Annotated in this window: 15 protein-coding genes; 7 read left to right on the top strand and 8 right to left on the bottom strand. The window is 68.2% G+C overall.

From position 1 onward, the window contains the following. Positions 1–57: 57 nt before the first annotated feature. The 4 genes from ACGFYQ_RS18050 to ACGFYQ_RS18035 all read left to right on the top strand — a co-directional run bounded on the left by ACGFYQ_RS18050 (position 58) and on the right by ACGFYQ_RS18035 (position 3,638). Positions 58–720 (top strand): MobC family plasmid mobilization relaxosome protein, encoded by a 663-nt coding sequence (locus tag ACGFYQ_RS18050; RefSeq protein WP_393744895.1) that lies wholly within the window; start codon positions 58–60, stop codon positions 718–720. Then, the gene (locus ACGFYQ_RS18045) at positions 721–1,806 is read left to right on the top strand and encodes a relaxase/mobilization nuclease domain-containing protein (protein ID WP_393744893.1); all 1,086 of its coding nucleotides are present in this window, start codon (positions 721–723) and stop codon (positions 1,804–1,806) included. It begins immediately after the preceding gene. A gap of 75 nt (positions 1,807–1,881) precedes the next feature. Continuing rightward, positions 1,882–2,310, top strand: a complete 429-nt coding sequence (locus tag ACGFYQ_RS18040) for a relaxase (RefSeq protein ID WP_393744891.1) — start codon at positions 1,882–1,884, stop codon at positions 2,308–2,310. 317 nt (positions 2,311–2,627) lie between these two features. After that, positions 2,628–3,638: a quinone oxidoreductase family protein gene (locus tag ACGFYQ_RS18035; protein ID WP_393744889.1), complete on the top strand. Its 1,011-nt coding sequence runs from the start codon at positions 2,628–2,630 to the stop codon at positions 3,636–3,638. A 287-nt stretch (positions 3,639–3,925) separates the two neighbouring features. Here ACGFYQ_RS18035 and ACGFYQ_RS18030 read toward each other — a convergent pair whose 3' ends face one another. The 8 genes from ACGFYQ_RS18030 to ACGFYQ_RS17995 all read right to left on the bottom strand — a co-directional run bounded on the left by ACGFYQ_RS18030 (position 3,926) and on the right by ACGFYQ_RS17995 (position 13,917). After that, a complete protein-coding gene (locus tag ACGFYQ_RS18030; protein WP_393744887.1) occupies positions 3,926–4,363 on the bottom strand; it encodes an NUDIX domain-containing protein in 438 nt (145 codons plus the stop codon). 30 nt (positions 4,364–4,393) lie between these two features. Further along, entirely contained in the window at positions 4,394–5,185 is a 792-nt protein-coding gene (locus tag ACGFYQ_RS18025; RefSeq protein ID WP_393744885.1) for an SDR family NAD(P)-dependent oxidoreductase, read from the bottom strand. Next, positions 5,166–5,384 (bottom strand): hypothetical protein, encoded by a 219-nt coding sequence (locus ACGFYQ_RS18020; protein WP_393744883.1) that lies wholly within the window; start codon positions 5,382–5,384, stop codon positions 5,166–5,168. The genes ACGFYQ_RS18025 and ACGFYQ_RS18020 overlap by 20 nt, the downstream gene beginning before the upstream one ends. Before the next feature lie 665 nt (positions 5,385–6,049). After that, entirely contained in the window at positions 6,050–6,499 is a 450-nt protein-coding gene (locus tag ACGFYQ_RS18015) for a hypothetical protein (RefSeq protein ID WP_393744881.1), read from the bottom strand. Beyond that, complete coding sequence (locus ACGFYQ_RS18010; RefSeq protein WP_393744879.1) at positions 6,496–10,938, bottom strand: DUF6531 domain-containing protein; 4,443 nt, start codon at positions 10,936–10,938, stop codon at positions 6,496–6,498. The genes ACGFYQ_RS18015 and ACGFYQ_RS18010 overlap by 4 nt, the downstream gene beginning before the upstream one ends. Before the next feature lie 82 nt (positions 10,939–11,020). Next, positions 11,021–11,542, bottom strand: a complete 522-nt coding sequence (locus ACGFYQ_RS18005; protein WP_393744877.1) for a hypothetical protein — start codon at positions 11,540–11,542, stop codon at positions 11,021–11,023. A gap of 16 nt (positions 11,543–11,558) precedes the next feature. Beyond that, positions 11,559–11,909, bottom strand: coding sequence for an SseB family protein (locus ACGFYQ_RS18000; protein ID WP_393744875.1), 351 nt, complete (start codon positions 11,907–11,909; stop codon positions 11,559–11,561). Positions 11,910–12,930: 1,021 nt separating this feature from the next. Continuing rightward, positions 12,931–13,917 (bottom strand): LuxR C-terminal-related transcriptional regulator, encoded by a 987-nt coding sequence (locus ACGFYQ_RS17995; RefSeq protein ID WP_393744873.1) that lies wholly within the window; start codon positions 13,915–13,917, stop codon positions 12,931–12,933. Positions 13,918–14,190: 273 nt separating this feature from the next. Here ACGFYQ_RS17995 and ACGFYQ_RS17990 point away from each other — a divergent pair, with 273 nt between their 5' ends. From ACGFYQ_RS17990 to ACGFYQ_RS17980, 3 genes are all read left to right on the top strand, one after another. Continuing rightward, positions 14,191–14,364, top strand: coding sequence for a hypothetical protein (locus tag ACGFYQ_RS17990; protein WP_393744871.1), 174 nt, complete (start codon positions 14,191–14,193; stop codon positions 14,362–14,364). Between the two features lie 5 nt (positions 14,365–14,369). Further along, positions 14,370–14,645 (top strand): hypothetical protein, encoded by a 276-nt coding sequence (locus ACGFYQ_RS17985; protein WP_393744869.1) that lies wholly within the window; start codon positions 14,370–14,372, stop codon positions 14,643–14,645. A 77-nt stretch (positions 14,646–14,722) separates the two neighbouring features. Continuing rightward, positions 14,723–15,589: a hypothetical protein gene (locus ACGFYQ_RS17980; RefSeq protein WP_393744867.1), complete on the top strand. Its 867-nt coding sequence runs from the start codon at positions 14,723–14,725 to the stop codon at positions 15,587–15,589. Positions 15,590–15,632 lie beyond the last annotated feature (43 nt).

The following is a 15,632-nucleotide window of genomic DNA, read 5'->3' as shown; positions in this document are numbered from 1 at the left end:
GGGGCCTTCCCGCACTCCGCTCGCTGAGGCAACCCCACCATCGAAGGAAGGTCCGGCATGCCCGACCGACACAACCCCAACCCCACCGTCCACCAGGAGCACGAGACGCGTACCCCAGCCCCAGACCAGGCAGCAAGGTATGGCGTTGGACCGTCCAAGGGCCGGTCCAACGCTGCCTCCGCCCCGGGGGTGGCGGAGGCAGAACCCCGGCGCGAGGGCGCACCGGGGCAGAAGGAGGTGGCCGGTACCGCCGACGCCGGCCTACCCGTCGTCGTGCGAGCCGCCGACGAGGCCGCGCTGTACCGCGTCGCCCGCCGTCGCGCCCGTGACACCAAGCAGCGCAAGATGCGTGTTGATGTTCGCTACAGCGTCGCCGAGCACACCGAGATCCTCGCCGAGGCCCACCGTCTGAACCTGGCGGGCGCACACTACGTCGGCGCCGTCGTCATGGCCCACCTGAACGGCGTCCTCGCCCTGCCCGACCAACGGACCTCACATGATGATCTGATCGACGAGCTGGCCGCCCTGCGTACGGAGATCGCCGCGATCGGCAACAACGTCAACCAGATCGCCAAGAGGCTGAACTCCGGAGGCCATCCACACCCTGGGGACGCCGCCGTGCTCACGGAGGCCCGGCGGGTCCTCGCCCTCGCCTGCGACGCCGCCACGTCAGTCGATGTGGCAGCGGACAAGGCCGCCACATCGAAGCGGGCGGCCTGATTGATCGCGAAGATCGGCAAGGCCGGCGCCGACACCCGCGGTGTCCTGCGTTACCTCTACGGGCCAGGCCGTGCCAACGAACACACCGACCCCCACCTCGTGGCGTCCTTCGACGGCTTCGCCCCCGACCCTGGCCGGGACGAGACCGCCACCCGCACCCAGCTCGCCACGGTTCTCGACCTTCGCGTCAAGCAGGCAGGCGACCGCGCCCCCGACAAGCACGTGTGGCAATGCTCGGTCCGGGCCGCACCCGAGGACCGGACCCTGACGGACGACGAATGGGCGGTGATCGCCCGTCGGGTCCTGAACGCCACCGGCATCGCGCCGGCCGGTGACCCCGACGCCTGCCGGTGGGTCGCTGTCCGCCACGCCGACGATCACATCCACATCGTCGCCACCAAGGTCCGCGGAGACCTCCGCGAGCCCCGCCACTGGAACGACTACACGCGTGCAGACAAGGAACTCGCCGCCATCGAGAAGGACTACGGGCTCCGCCAGGTCATACGCGGCGACCGGACCGCCGCCAAGCGGCCCACCCGAGCCGAGCAGGAGAAGGCCCGCCGCACCGGCCGGACCACCACGCCCAGGGAAAGACTGCGCACCACCGTCCGCACCGCGCTCTCCGCAGCCACGAGCACGGAGGAGTTCTTCCAGGTCCTGGCCGGCGCCGGGGTGCTGGTGGACGTCCAGCACTTCCCTTCGGGGGACGTGCGCGGCTACAAGGTCGCCCTGGACGGCGACACCAACAAGGACGGGCACCCGGTGTGGTTCTCCGGCTCCGTCCTCGCCCCGGACCTGTCCTACCCCAAGATCGCAGAGCGCTTCGCCAGCGTGTTCGCACCGGCCAGCCCGGAGAGCGACAACAGCCGTCCGGCGTGGCAGCAGGTTACCGACGCCACCGACCGCCTCCCCGACCTCCTCGACCGCAGCGACGAAGGCGTAGCGCAGGCACATATCGCGGTCCTCGCCGAGACCCTCGACGCCCTCCCGTTGATCGCACCCGTCGACCTGCGGCCGCAACTCCTCCAGGCAGCAGCCGCGTTCGAGCGCGCTAACCGATCCCGCATCCGAGCCCGCCACGAATAGGCACAGACCACCCGGCGGGCGGTCAAGGCGATCGCGCGGGAACCCGCCCCGAAGGACGCAGCCGCCCTGGCGATCATGCTCGACGTGATCTGCCTCGCGGTCATCGCGGCACGGCACTGGCACCAGGTCCGCCAGCACGACCAGCAAGCCGAAGCCGCCCGCCAGACGGCAGAGCACCTGCACGCCGCCTACCAGCAAGCCTCATCCCAGCCCACCGCCGTGCTCGCCCAGCGGGGCCGACGCCTAGGCGTACGGGTTCAGCAGCGGCAGGTGTCCGTCCTCCGCCAGGTGCTGCCTGAACTGGCCGAGCAGATCGTGACCGAGCCCACCTGGCCCGCCCTCGCAGCCACCCTCGCCGACGCCCAGGTCGCCGGCCACAGCCCATCCGCCCTCCTCGCCGAGGCCGCTACACGAAGGGAACTCGACACCGCCACCTCCATCAGCGACGTCCTCGTCTGGCGCCTACGCCGCGCGCCGCCGACCTGCCACTGCAACCCGCCATAGGGCAGTCGGCAGCTGCTCCACCCCCAGTCAGGTCATCCGACCCCACCCAGCAGCGCCGCCGTGTTCGCTGAGCCCAACACCTCGCCGCACGGAAGAGCCTTACGGGGCCAACGACCTCACGGCGTTGGCCCCGGGGCGTCCAGGAACAGAGGCCGGTGCTCCGGCTGGTCCAGTAGCGGTCGCCGCTCGACCTCAGAAGCCGCGGGCTAGGTGTATTGCCTCGTGAGGTTGGGGACGCGGCTTGCGGGTGGTTTGCCTGCCGGGAATCGGATCGCCATCAACGGGGTTGGTGGGGGATGAGCCGTTATTGGAGGGCCATGCGAGCGATTCAGGTGTACGAAGTGGGCGGTCCCGAGGTGCTGCAGGAGGCCGAGGTGGACCAGCCGCGGCCGGGTCCGGGCGAGGCGATCGTGGAGGTCGCCGCATCCGGGGTCAACTTCCTCGACGTCTACCACCGCGAAGGCCGGTACAGCCTCCCGCTGCCCTTCACCCCGGGCGCTGAGGGCGCCGGCACGGTCGTCGAAGTTGGACCCGGCGTCGCTGACGTCGCAGTCGGGGACCGGGTCGGTTGGGTGGAGATTCCCGGCACGTATGCCGAGCGGGCCGTCGTGGACTCCTCCCGGCTGGTGCCGCTGCCCGACGATATCGACTTCGAGACCGCCGCCGCCGTGCTCCTGCAAGGTATGACCGCGCACTATCTCGTCAAGGACGCCTACCCGGTTCAGGGGGGCGACACGGTGCTCGTGCATGCGGCTGCTGGTGGCATGGGGCTGCTTTTGACCCAGCTCATCACCCATCTCGGCGGCAGGGTGATCGGCACGACGTCGACCACGGCGAAGGCCGAGCTGGCGAAGCGTGCCGGGGCCGCTGAGGTGATCCTTTCCTCCGCAGTCGACGATCTCGCAGCCGAGGTGAGGCGGCTCAACGGCGGTCAGGGACTGCCGGTTGTCTTCGACGGCGTCGGCGCGCACACCTTCGATGCGAGCCTCGCCAGCCTGCGAACCCGCGGCCATCTCGTGCTCTTCGGCGCGGCAAGTGGTGCCGTGCCGCCGTTTGATCCGATTCGGCTCGCCCACGGCGGTTCGCTGACCCTGATCCGGCCCAGCCTCGGGGACTTCATCGCCGATCGGTCCGAACTGCTCCGACGGGCCGCCGATGTGTTCGAGTGGGTGCGCTCCAAGGCGCTTGAGGTCACCGTAACGGGCCGCTACGCATTGTCCGAGGCCGCCCAGGCCCACAGCGATCTGGAGGCTCGGCGTACCACCGGCAAGCTGCTCGTCGTACCCGATGCGGCCGCTATTGGACGCCGCGAGGAGACGCAGAGCTGATCGCGGGTGACGAGGTCGGGGATCTTGGAGACTGAGATGTCGAGGGCATGGCCGACCGTCATCGCCAAGATCCCCGACAGCGTCAGGCACTCAGCAGGCCAAGATCAAGTTCTGGCGGGTTTCTGGCGTATCTGGGTCACACCCCTTCAAGATCCCTCAGCCGAGACCTGGCTCACCCGTCCACAACCTCCCGGGACAGAACAGCTAGGCCGCGCAACGCACGGGCATGCCGCCAGGGCCGGCTCATCTCAGTGCCGGCCCCAGCGATGTGTTGACGTGTCGAGGGATCAGCGCGTTGCCTCGTCTCCGAGGCTTCCGGAGCTGATGGCGCCCCGCAGGACATGAGCGATCTCCTCGGGCTTGAGGTCGATGCTGTCGACCCCCTCCACAGTCAGCGGGATCTCCTCCAAGGCGTATTCGCCGCGTCCCTCGGCACTGAACTCGGGGCCGGTGCGGTCCTCGAAGGACCACGTCGTGATGCGGGCGAGGTAGAAGAGCTGACGCTCGGTGTCGGACTCCATCGTGTGCAGGAGGCGGACGATGTCGGCTTTCCCCGCGATCTCTTCGTGGATCTCCCTGTGGAGTGCTGCCTCCCGGGACGCGTCGCTCTCCTCGACCCCGCCGCCGGGCAGCACCCAGTACACGGGGATTCCGGGCTTGGTGCGGCGGATGACCAGCATCGTGTCGTCCGCGGTGACGAGGACGGCTCGTACTCGTTCGATCATTTCGCTCTGTCTCCTTGCTTGTTGACTGTCTCAGTGCAGCAGCCAGCCGCCGTCGACGTGGACGGATTGCCCAGTGATGAACGACGCGGACGGGCCGACGAGGAACGCCACCAGGGCTGCCACGTCTTCGGGTCGTCCGCGTCGCGGGACGCACTGACGGTTGATCTGGTCTTCCGGGCGGGCCCGGTGGTGGGCGGGGATGGCGGTTTCGGCTTGCACCTCGATGGCGCCGGGCAGGACGGTGTTGACGCAGATGCCGTACGGGCCGAGTTCGCGGGCCAGGGAACGGGTCAGGCCCAGGAGGCCGGCCTTGGCGGTGCTGTAGGCGACGAGGTTGGTGCGGCCGGCGCGGGCGTTGACGCTGCCGATGTTCACGATCCGGCCCCAGCGGCGTTCGATCATGCCGGGGGTCAGGGCGTGGCAAGTGCGGTAGTGGGCGGTGAGGTTCACATCGAGGGAGTAGTTCCAGGCGGCTTCGTCGGTGTCCTGCCAGGGGACCCGGGGGTAGGAGCCGGCGTTGTTGACGAGGATGTCGACGGGGCCGATCTCGGCGCGGACCAGGTCGGCCATGGTCTGAACGGCGGTCGGGTCGGTCAGGTCGGCATTCACGGCGATGCCGGGGCTGCCGTCGCGTTCGAAGGAGGCGAGGAGGGCGTGGGCGTCGGGGTCCTGGCCGAGGTGGTTGACGGCGACGGTGGCTCCGGCAGCGGCGAGTGCCCGTCCGATCTCGGCGCCGATGCCGGTGGCTCCGCCTGTGACGAGGGCGTTGCGGCCCTGCAGTGGGCGGGCCTGCAGGGGGATCTCAAGCAGGGGCAGGGACATGGCTGCTCCGTTCACCGGGGTTGGGGTGAGGTGCCTGGGTGGTGGTGAAGAACGTGTCGAGGGTCGTGAGCGGGTCCTGGCTTTCGGCGAGCTTGATCAGCACGAGCAGGAGGTCGTGGCCGGTCAGCCGGGCTGCCGGGCTGCCGGGCTGCCGGAATGACGCCGAGGATGCGCAGGGCGAGGAAAGCGTGGATCTCATCCAGGGCGGTGCCCCCTCTCCACGGAGAGCGTCCAGGGCCCGGGTGATGGCCGCTCCGCGGCCGAGGCCGGTGTTCCAGGAGTACCGGACGTCGATGCGCCGGCTGCTCTCGTGGAGCTCCAGGTGTTCGATGCGGGGACGGGTCTGTGGCGGGAGCCCGGGCGTCAGCGTCCGGCCGGCGAAAGGTGCCCGCCGGCGATCCGGGTAACCACACCCCCTCCAAGGCAGTACCGCGAAGGGCGTGCCCCAACCGTGCCCTTAGGAGCGGTCAACAGCGGTCAGAATCGGATCCCGGAGGGCCATCCAGAGGGGGCCGATAGGGCTTGTTTGCGCAGGTCAGCCACGGTGCGAACGGCCTCCGCGCAATAGATTCCCAAGCTTATAGCGCGGGTTCGAATCCCGTCATCCGCTCTTGAGAGAAGGCCCGGGTCAAGGACCTGGGCCTTCTTTGTTGTCTAGACCTCTCCGGGCCCGCGTGCATTCGCGTGCCATGCGAACACGCCCCCGCGCAACCGGAGACCTGCCCGGAGGTGTGGTCCGAGGCCGCATGCCGCCAGGGCCAAATCACTCGGGAGGAGTTTGAGAAAAGGTACTGGCGTCGCCGCTGATCAGGAACAGCCTGTTTCTTGCCCCCGCATCGCTCTCCTACGACCGGGAAACTGACCTTACGCGGTTCGGTTCGATGCGGGTCCAGAGATTGGGATTCGCGGATCATCGATGTCGACTGCAATCTCGAATCCCGAGGTCGAACTAAAGGTAGCGACGTTTCCGGACAGCCGAATCCGATCAAATGGATTGGATTCCATAAAGAACATCGCCCAAATCAGCGCACGGTCGACAGTCAAACGTGCAATGAACCCCTCCGAGCCGTACGAACCCTCACCGCCCCACAGCAGCCCCTTCTCTCCCAGGTCTACGGCGGCAAGCCCATCGACCGAAGACACCCAAGACGGGTCGCTTTCCAGCGTCTCATTGAGATCGAAGGGGGCCAGCACCGCGAAACCCCTCGGTGCGGCGCGGTCGAGGGTCACATCGTAAGAGTGCCCGTCGGCGTAGTGGAGTGCATCCTTGATAGGAAGCTCAAAGTCTTCCCACAGGCTTTCGATCGTGGTCATTTATTCTTACACTTCCCGTTGCGCACGTGCTCTGGCCTCTCCTGGAGTCCAGTCGGGGGAACTGGCTCACCTAGTTCATTTCTGTTCCGCGAAGAATTCATGCGCCTTTTGAACTGATCCGCCCAGGTCCGTCCGGTCGTCGAATCAGGGTGAACCGCGTTCGGGTCGACGCGCTCGATGATTACCGGCCTACCCACTTCGCGCGCCGCGTCAAGCCTTCGGTTGTCGTATGACACCAGCTGACCGTCCACTTCCATGACCTTCAACGCTGTACCAGGGCGTTGCCAATCCCACTCCCCGGAGCGCATCTTCTCCACGTAGTCGTTCGGCGATACGGTGCGTTGGGAGAAGTTTATTTCGTCCGGATTGGCCCATTCCGGCTCGCCAGCAAGCCCCAGGTGGTCAGCCCAGCTGTGGGGGTTACGAACATACGCCACTGCGTTGGGTGCCGGAACCAACCCGAGCGGGTCAGGTGTGGTGTAGCGGGCGGTTTCGGGGTCGTAGTGCCGAAAGTAGTTGTAGTGAAGGCCGGTTTCCTCGTCCGCGTACTGGCCGGGAAAGCGGAGCGGGCAGTCCACCCCATCCCCTGAAGCGGGGAGGGGCGTGCCCCAGAGGGTGGTGCGGGATTGCCAGGCAAGAGAGCCGTCGGAAGTGACCAGTTCGATGGGCGTGCCAACCAGGTCCGTGACGATCGCGAGGAAGCGAGCATCGAACTCGGACTGGGGGGTGGTGTCGGCAAGAGCGAGGAGCGAGTGGTCTGCCTCGGGTTCGGCCTCGATCGTCCGGCGTGTGCATTGGGATATCGGTCGGTGGGTGCCAGGCGCGTAGTCCCATGTCGTCGCCGTGCCGTCCGAGGCGAACTGCTCGACCAGGCAGGTGCCGTCCCAGGTGAAGGTGAGGGCGGTTCCGTCCGGACTTGTTTTGGAGACGCGGCGGCCCAGCGGGTCGTAAGCGTAAGTCCATTCTCCGCCGTCCGGGGTGGTGGCCCTGATGAGCCGGTTCTCCGCATTCCAGGTGTACGTCCAGGTGCGGGTCTGGCCGTTGAGGAGCTTGCGGGTCTTGCGGATCAGACGGCCTGCGGCGTCGTGTTCGTAGGTGGTGCGGCCCGCCCGGCGGATGATGGCGCCCTCGTAGCTCCGGTCTCCCGTGGTGGGGTGATGCGGTGCGTCGGCGTGGGTCTGATTGCCCGTGGCGTCGTACGCGTACTTCTCGCTCCAGCCGTGTGCCTGGACTCCCGTCACACGCCCCACCGGATCCAGCGTGAAATGCCGTGTCCCGGTGGTCAGTTCGCGTATCTCGGTGAGGTAGCCGTCGGCGCGGTACGCGTAGGTGCGCTGTTGGAGGATTCGATCCGCTTCGGTCTCGTGGCGAGTGGCGAGGGTCTGTGCGGTGAGACGGTCACCCTTGTCCCAGGTCTGCGTGAGGGTGGTGTCGTCGCCGATGCGGCGTTCCGTCTCGCGGCCCGCGGCGTCGTGGACGAAGGCAATGGTTCCGTCGCCGCTGCTCAGTCTGGTAGGGCGACCCACGGGGTCGCTGGCCCACTCCGAGCGCACGCCGGAGGGGGTGGTGCGGCGGGTGCGGCGGCCCATGGCGTCGTAGGTGTAGGCGCTTATGCGGCCGTTGACTGTTTCCGAGATGACGCGACCGACCGCGTCGTGTTCCCGAGTGAGTTCCGTATCCGCGTTCGCGGCGCGGAGCAGGGCACCGCTCGCGTCGTACGCGTAGGTCGTGACGTCACCGGTGGTCTCGTCGTGCTGGGCGACCATGCGCCCGAGCGCATCGAGTGTGAAACGCAGCGTTTGGCCCAGCGCGTTCGTCTGCGCCGTGAGACGGCCCCCCGCATCGCGTTCATAGGTGCGCGTGGCGCCGTCGAAGTCGGTTTCGGCGACCAGTCGGCCGGCCGCGTCGTACGTGTAATGCCACTTTGCCCCTTGGGGGTTGGTGACCTCGATCAGACGGAGCTCGGTGTCGTAGGCGAAGGCGTACTGCGCTCCGTCCGGGTCGGTCCTCGTGGCGGGCTGGTCGAAGTAGGTGTAGGTGTAGGCGGTGGCGTGCCCGGCCTCGTCGGTATGGAGGACGAGATTGCCTTCGGTATCCCACTGCCACACCTCGCGGGCACCGTCCGGCCCCTCGCGCCAGGCGGGCATGCCCTCGATCGTCCAGCCGTGACGCGTGGTCCGGCCCAGGGCGTCGGTGACGGCGGTGACCTGGCCGTGCGGGCCCCGGCGCATGCGACGGGTGACGCCCAGGGGGTCGATGGTCTCCACAGGGAGACCCGCCGCGTTCGTGGTGATCAGGGTGGTGTGGCCCAGAGGGTCCGTGACGGAGGTGAGGTGGCCTGAACTGTTGTAACCGTAATGCGTGACGGCGCCGCTGGGGTCGGTGGTGGACGTGTGGGCCCCGCGGTCGTCATAGGTGTGGTGCCACACCGCGCCGCCCGGTTCGCGCGTCTCCAACGGCAGCCCGTGGTTGTCGTAGACCGTCTCGGCCACGGTGCCGTCCGGCCGCTCGACAGCGATCAACCGACTCTGCTCGTCGTAGCGGTAGCTCGTGGTTCGGCCCCGGGGGTCGGTGACGGCGACGGGATGCCGGTTCGTCTCGTCCCATTCCGTGCGGGTGGTGTTCCCCAGCGGGTCCGTGCACGCGATGATCTTGTACGCCTCGTTGCAGACGTAGACGGTGGTGTTGCCCTGTGAGTCGGTGTAACGAGAGGTGCGGGCGGCCGTGTCGTAGTGCATCCGGCCCGACAGGATGCCGTCTGGACCGATGCCGCGCAGGACACGGCCCCGGTGGTCGTAGACATAGCCGTACGACGTCCCGTTGCGATCCGTCCACGACGTCACACGGTGTTCTTCGTCATACCGGTAACGCAGCGCCTTGCCAGTCGAGTTGAAGACCTGGGTCAGGTTGCCGGCGGCGTCGTAGGCGTAGGAGGTGAGGGTGGTGCTGTGCTCCCGCTGTGCACCGTGCAGGAGACGCAGGGCCGTCACCCGCAGCAGCTGGGGATCGGTGTCGACGGCGATACGGTAGCCGCCGGAGTGCGTGATCTCCTTCGGTGCGCCTTGGGCGTCGTAGGCGATGTCGATGCGGTCGCCGTCGCCCGTCCGGTCGGTGATCGCCATCAGAGCCATCTCACGGCCGCTCACAGGCAGCGAGGCGAAGTGGAGAGTTCTATTCCGCTCTGGGATGAGGATACGGAAGGCACCGTCGGGCTTGCCGTCCCAGTACAGCGGCCAACGAGGACCTGAGGAGGGCAACGTCGCCACATCGGGCGTCGGAACCGGATACGTCAGCAGCATGCCGCCGTCCGTGATGTAGACGACACCCGCCCCGTCGATCTCCAGACGCTGGTCCAGCGTGCCCGCCCAGGTGGGACCGAACCACCCCCCGCACGGATGCCCCGACACGTAGTGCCGCTCAAGGACCACCGGCAGGACGCCGGGCAGGGTGACGTCGATGGCGGACATGATCATCTCGCCGGTCGCCACATCGATCGGCTCGCCGGCCGTGGGACGCTCCTTGTTGGGCGTGGTGTTCCTGTCCGGATCACTGTCCGTCCGCGCGCGGGCGCTGCCGTCCCGGCGCAGGCCGTCCACCCGGCTGCTCAGACGCTGCGCAGCGTTCTTGGTCACGGAGACGCCGCGCCGTATCGCGCCGGCGCCGCCACTGGCGAGGGCGAGGAGGAGTTCGGGGGTGAGCTGGCCGGCCGCACGGGCCGGGTTTCGCTGCCACTCGTCCCAGTTGACGACGGCTTTGGCGAACTCCTGAGGGTGCTGGACAGCGTAGGAGGCCCCGTCTACCATGCCCGCCAGGTGCAGACCGACGCCATCAGGCCCGTCCCTTACAAGGTCGTCGAAACCCTCGTACCAGCCGCGCATGGTGTCGCCCGCGCCGCCGAAGAAGTCGCCGAGCCCCTTCTCGAACTTGTCCCACCCCTTGCGGGGCGGGGGCTTATCAGGGGCTTTCTCCGCCGCTGTGTCGAGTTGCCGCTTGGCCGAGTCGATGACTGTCTGAAGTTCGCTCTCCAGCTTGTCCAAGCGGTCGTAGCAGTCATTCAACGCGGTGATGCCGGGATCGTCGTCCGGCGGACGCTCCGGCAGCGGATCATCCTTACGATCCAAGGCGGCGTTGTAGTCCGTGACGCGGTTCCAGTAGTTCTTGGAGGTCGCCCGAGCCTCGTCCGCGTCGTCGATGATCGGCCTGAGACGCGTGTGGACCGAGCGCAGTTTGTAGGCGTAGGAGTCCAGGGCCTTCCCGGAGGACTCGAAGTACTCCTGCGCGGACTCCAGTTCCTGGGGAAGCTTCTTCGTCGCGTCCTTGAACCCTTCCGCGCCGGCCCCGGTCCAGTCCATCAAGGACAGGTCGACCAGCCTGTCCATTCCGTCCTTGAACGCGCCTGCATAGGCCAGGAATTTGAGGGCGAGAGCATCGACGTCCATCGAGTTGCCGTAGATGACGTCGCTGGGCTTGGCATGGGAGGTATGCGCTCGACCCCGCCGCCCTCCATCGCATCGCGACTCGTCATATGACCGGCCCCTTCGACTTCGACCCGCCGTCGACCTCCCAGCCGCCGTCGACCCGCAGGCGGGGGCGGTGGGGCACATCCTGGTAATTGCCGGTGTCGCCGTCGTCCAGCCACGGCTCCTGATAGATCTCCGGTGGCGGATCGAACTTCGGCCTGGACCCTTCCTGCCACGCCTTCATGCCTTGTTCGCCGAACGGCAGCTTGGCGATGTTGGCTGCGGTCGGCGAGAAGTCCTTGATACGCAGCAGATCGGCCAGCACGTAGGCGGCGAGGACCTGTCGGAGCGTCGCCACCACCGTGTCCGTGTGCTCAGCCACCCGCCCCATGCCGAAGCCCCATGCCGAGAGCATCTTCTGGGTCGAAGAGCGGATTTCGAAGTCGGCCGAGTTCGCGATCTGCGCCGACATCTCGCTCCAGTCACGCTTGATCTGGTGCGCGGCCACCACGGACTCCTCCAGCGGCGTCAGCACCTTGCGCACCGAGGAGATCTCGATCTTGTAGCCCTCGCCCGGGCTCATGCCCGGCTCTCCCCCATCAGGCTCCGCCATTGCGCTCCCCCTCTGCGTCCGTGGCCTCGAGTGCTTTCGCGTCCAGCACGAACGTCCGTGGACCCAGAGGATCCACCAACGCGCGTACGCCCTCGGGCAGCAGCTCCACCAAGTCCTCGACGGTAGTGGAGGCCCACCCACAGGGCCCGGCGAACAGCCCCAGTGCTTCACAGGAGGTGAAGACCGGCACCACCGGACCCTCCTCCGTCTCGCAGACCAAGAAGCCGGGCTCGTCGGGGCGTTGGAAGTACAGGCGCGCAGAGCGCAACGCCGCCAACCGCTCGGGACGAGACATCGATGCGAATGTTTCGTCACGCACTAGATCACGCAGCGACATGCGCCCCCCTCAGTTCGCTCGCGCTATCACTGACTGCCAACTTAGGGGAATTATCGTACACATGTGCAATCCCTGTTGGGCTCTGTTGGATCTTGGCAACCCGTGTCGGTGTCACTGGCGGAGTGTGCACGGGTTCCGGGCGACCGTACGGGCACGACCTCCGGGCGGTGTAAAGCGGGACGCGACCTCTACTGCCGGAACAGCATTCGGCACCCCACACCACCTATGAGCTCGTTGAGTCGGGTGGCGCGTGCACTCCCCTGGCCCACGGGGGCGTCTCGGGCGCCCTCACCAGGTCGGTGAAGCCCCTGCCTCCGCATCCGCGGACGACCGAGGAGGGAGGACGCGATCGCACCAGCCCCGAGGACTTGAGTCGACGCCACTTGCAGCCGCAACGCACCAGCGCGGACGCCTCCGGCGAGGTCAGCGAGAGTTGGTCGTGCGCCCCGAGATGCGCTTCGTACGGCGTTTGCGTCGCGGGCGCCCCATCCGCGCCCTTCAGGGCAGCAAACAGGGGTCAACAGAGGTGCCCGAAGCGCCGGATACAGCACTTCCCGGGTGCCTGGTGCTGGGTGCTGGGTGTCGGCACCCTCCGACGCCTACCCGTCCCCCGGCCGCACCCTCGGAAAGAGTTTAGTGTTGAAGCCGGCCCCGGCCTCCCGACAGGGCCGTGCCACAACGTGCCAGTAGAAGCGGTATCCAGCGGTCAGGAAGGGACTGTCCAGAGCCCTCCCGGCCGTCACCGCAGATGATGTTTCCGCAGGTCAAAGGCCATGGAGCGGTTCAAGTGCCGGGTGATTCCCAAGCTTATAGCGCGGGTTCGATTCCCGTCATCCGCTCTTGAACGAAGGCCCAGGTCAGCGACCTGGGCCTTCGTCGTTGTCTAGACCGGCTCAGGAGTCCCGCACCACCTGCGCACCGTTTGGGCCGGTGGTCAGGGCACGCCGGGGCCGGCCATGAGCGCCCGGCCCCACGCCAGCAGCCGACCGTCAGCACTCGGCCGTCCTGCCGGTCGGCCCGCTCAGAGCCAGCCCTGCTGGGCTGCCTTCAGGCCGGCTTCGAAGCGGCTGGTGGCGTGGAGGCGTTCCATCAGTGCGGACATCTGGCGGCGGACGGTGCGCAGGGACACTCCGAGGCGTTTGCCGGCTGCTTCGTCCGTCATCCCCGACGCCAGGAGTTTGAGGAGTTCGAGTTCGCCCGCGGTGGGAGTCGAGTCGGTGGGGCGGGGGCGGTCCGCGCCGAGGGGGACAGCGGAGTCCCAGGTCTGCTCGAACAAGGTCAGCAGTGACGCCACGATGCCGGGCGTGCTCGTGCACAGGGCGCCCAGGCGGGAGTTGGCGGGATCGATCGGGACGACCGCCACGCTGCGGTCGAAGATCAGCAGACGGGGCGGCAGCAGCGGGCTGGTGCGCACCTGGCCGCCCTCTTCCGTGAGCCACCGGGCGTAGGTCAGCGTCATCGGATCATTACGGGCGCTGTCCTGGTAGACCGAGCGCATCTCGATGCCGCGGCCCAGGGCGCGCCGGTCGAGCGGACGCGACGCCTCCAGGCTGGCCTCGGACAGGGCGCCGCCGGGCAGGATCGCCAGGCATTCCCGCGTCAGCCCGTGGGCGAGCTCTTCGAGCCGGCTCTGGATCGCGTCCATGCCCACCAGCCGTTCCGCACCGTCGACCTCGGTGTTCGGGCGGAGCTCCGCGAACTCGGAGACGGCCCGTGCGGCGGCCGCCTTGCTGCGGGCCAACTCCTCCTGGCGCCTGGCCAGTTCCTCCTCCTGGCGTCGCAGCAGCAGCTCCAGGCCCAGCTCGGGGCTCACCGCACGCAGGGCACCCGGACTGTCCCGCGACGGCCTCAGCAGGTCGAGGTCGACGAGCCGGTCCAGGCCGTCCCGCACCTGTATCTCGGTGAGACCGAGGCGTACACAGAGGTCCGCGACACCCCCCGACGCGTCCGCCAGCATCCCCCGGTACACGGCTTCCACGTCCGGTCCCAGCCCCAGCGATTGCAGCATTACCCAGCCCCCCAGCTGAACGTCGACCGCTTACACGGGCGGCCGGTTCCGTGATCGTAAGCCACGGGCTGGCACCAAGGTGACAGGCGCGTTGGTGCCAGCCGGAAGCTCTTCTCCGCAGGTCAGGAGGGCAGCAACATAGTGATCACCGGAACGGCGGGGGCGAGAGTCTCCGACTCAGGCCAGAGCCGCAAGGACGGTCCGGAGCAGCGCGCAGCAGCACTCGCCCGAACGCCCGAACCCGCTTCACGACCTTCGATCCAGGGGGATCCCATGTCCCGCACCGCCCGCATCGCCGCTGCCGCCACCCTCTCCGCCCTGCTCTGCGTCGGAGCCGCCTCGGCCGCCGTCGCCGACGGGAGCACCAAGATCACCGCCTCCGGTCCGGGCAGCATCAACTGGGACACCGCCCCGATGGCCGGCACCAACAGCATCAACTGGGACTGACCCTGATGCGCGTCATCCGCGCCTCGCTCGCCGGGAGTCCCCAAGGTCCCGCCCAGGACAGCGCACTCGCTCTCGTCTCCGATCTGCTCTGGGCGCACACCGCCCCGTCCCACGGCCTGGAGCACCTTCGGGCCAAGGCCTCCGACGAAGGCATGGACGTCTACCTCTTCCTGCGCGCCGCATCCGAGGCCGCAGCCCTCGACCAGGCGCACGCCATCCTCACCAGCGCCCACTCGCCCCTCGTCTCGCACGGCTACCGCGCCACCGCGACGCACCGCTGACGCCTTCTCCGCTCAGCGCACCCCGACTTCCCCGCACCGAGGCCCTCTTCGGCCTGCCCACTTCCAGGAGTCCCGCCATGTCCCGCACCGCCGCGCCCCGTCGCGTCCGTAACGCCGTGCTCGCCAGTGCGGGCGTCCTTGCCGCCGCAACCGTCACCGTCTACGGGCTGGCCCAGCACGCCGACGCCTCCGACGCCCCGCAGCGCCCGGCGGTGGGCAGCGCGGCGAGCGCCGACGGCGCACCTCCTGCCGACGCGGCGGGGAACGCCCCCGCGGGTCAGAAACCGTCGGAGCAGCCCCCGGCTGGCGCGACCCCCAGCCCCTCCACGGCAGCCCCCAAGAGCGCGGCCAAGAACAAAGACAAGGGCTCGAAGGGCGCCAAAGGCGGCGGTCTCGTCGTCGAGGCCCTGGAGGCCGACCGGGTGGAGCCCGCCCAGCTCCCGGACAGCGCCCAGCAGAAGTGGAAGGAACTGGCACCGGCCCGCACCCAGCCGCTGGCCCAGGACTTCCAGCTCAACGAGTGCGCATCGGTGCCGGGCGCCACCAACTGGCGGCAGCAGGCCTTCATCAGCTCCCACAAGACCCCGGCCATCCAGAACTCCCTGTCGTTCAAGGACGAGGCGGCGGCGAAGGCCGCGTACCAGATGGTTCTCGACGGCATGAACTCCTGTGCCCAGACCAGCCAGGCACTGCAGAAGCAGTACGGACTGACCCCCGACGCCGCGGTCCAGCAGACGGCCGCCATCGACAACGGCCGGGCATGGTCACGCCGTTGGATCGGGGTCCAGGGAGCCTCGGCGGCCGGCCCACAGACCAACCACATCTACGTCGCTCAGCGCGGCGCCGTACTGACGCTTCTCACCTTCGACGAGTGGGATTCCGCCGCGCCCTCGTCCTACGACTCCCGCTCGGACGCCTCAGTGCTGGCCATGCTCGCCGGCTGACGTCCGCCCACCGACTTCGCACCACCACCGCTTCACCACTCGC

This window comes from Streptomyces sp. NPDC048258 (genome assembly GCF_043201995.1).
Lineage (GTDB): Bacteria > Actinomycetota > Actinomycetes > Streptomycetales > Streptomycetaceae > Streptomyces.
Note: the sequence above shows the minus strand (reverse complement) of the source record. Positions and strands in the feature narration are given on the sequence as shown.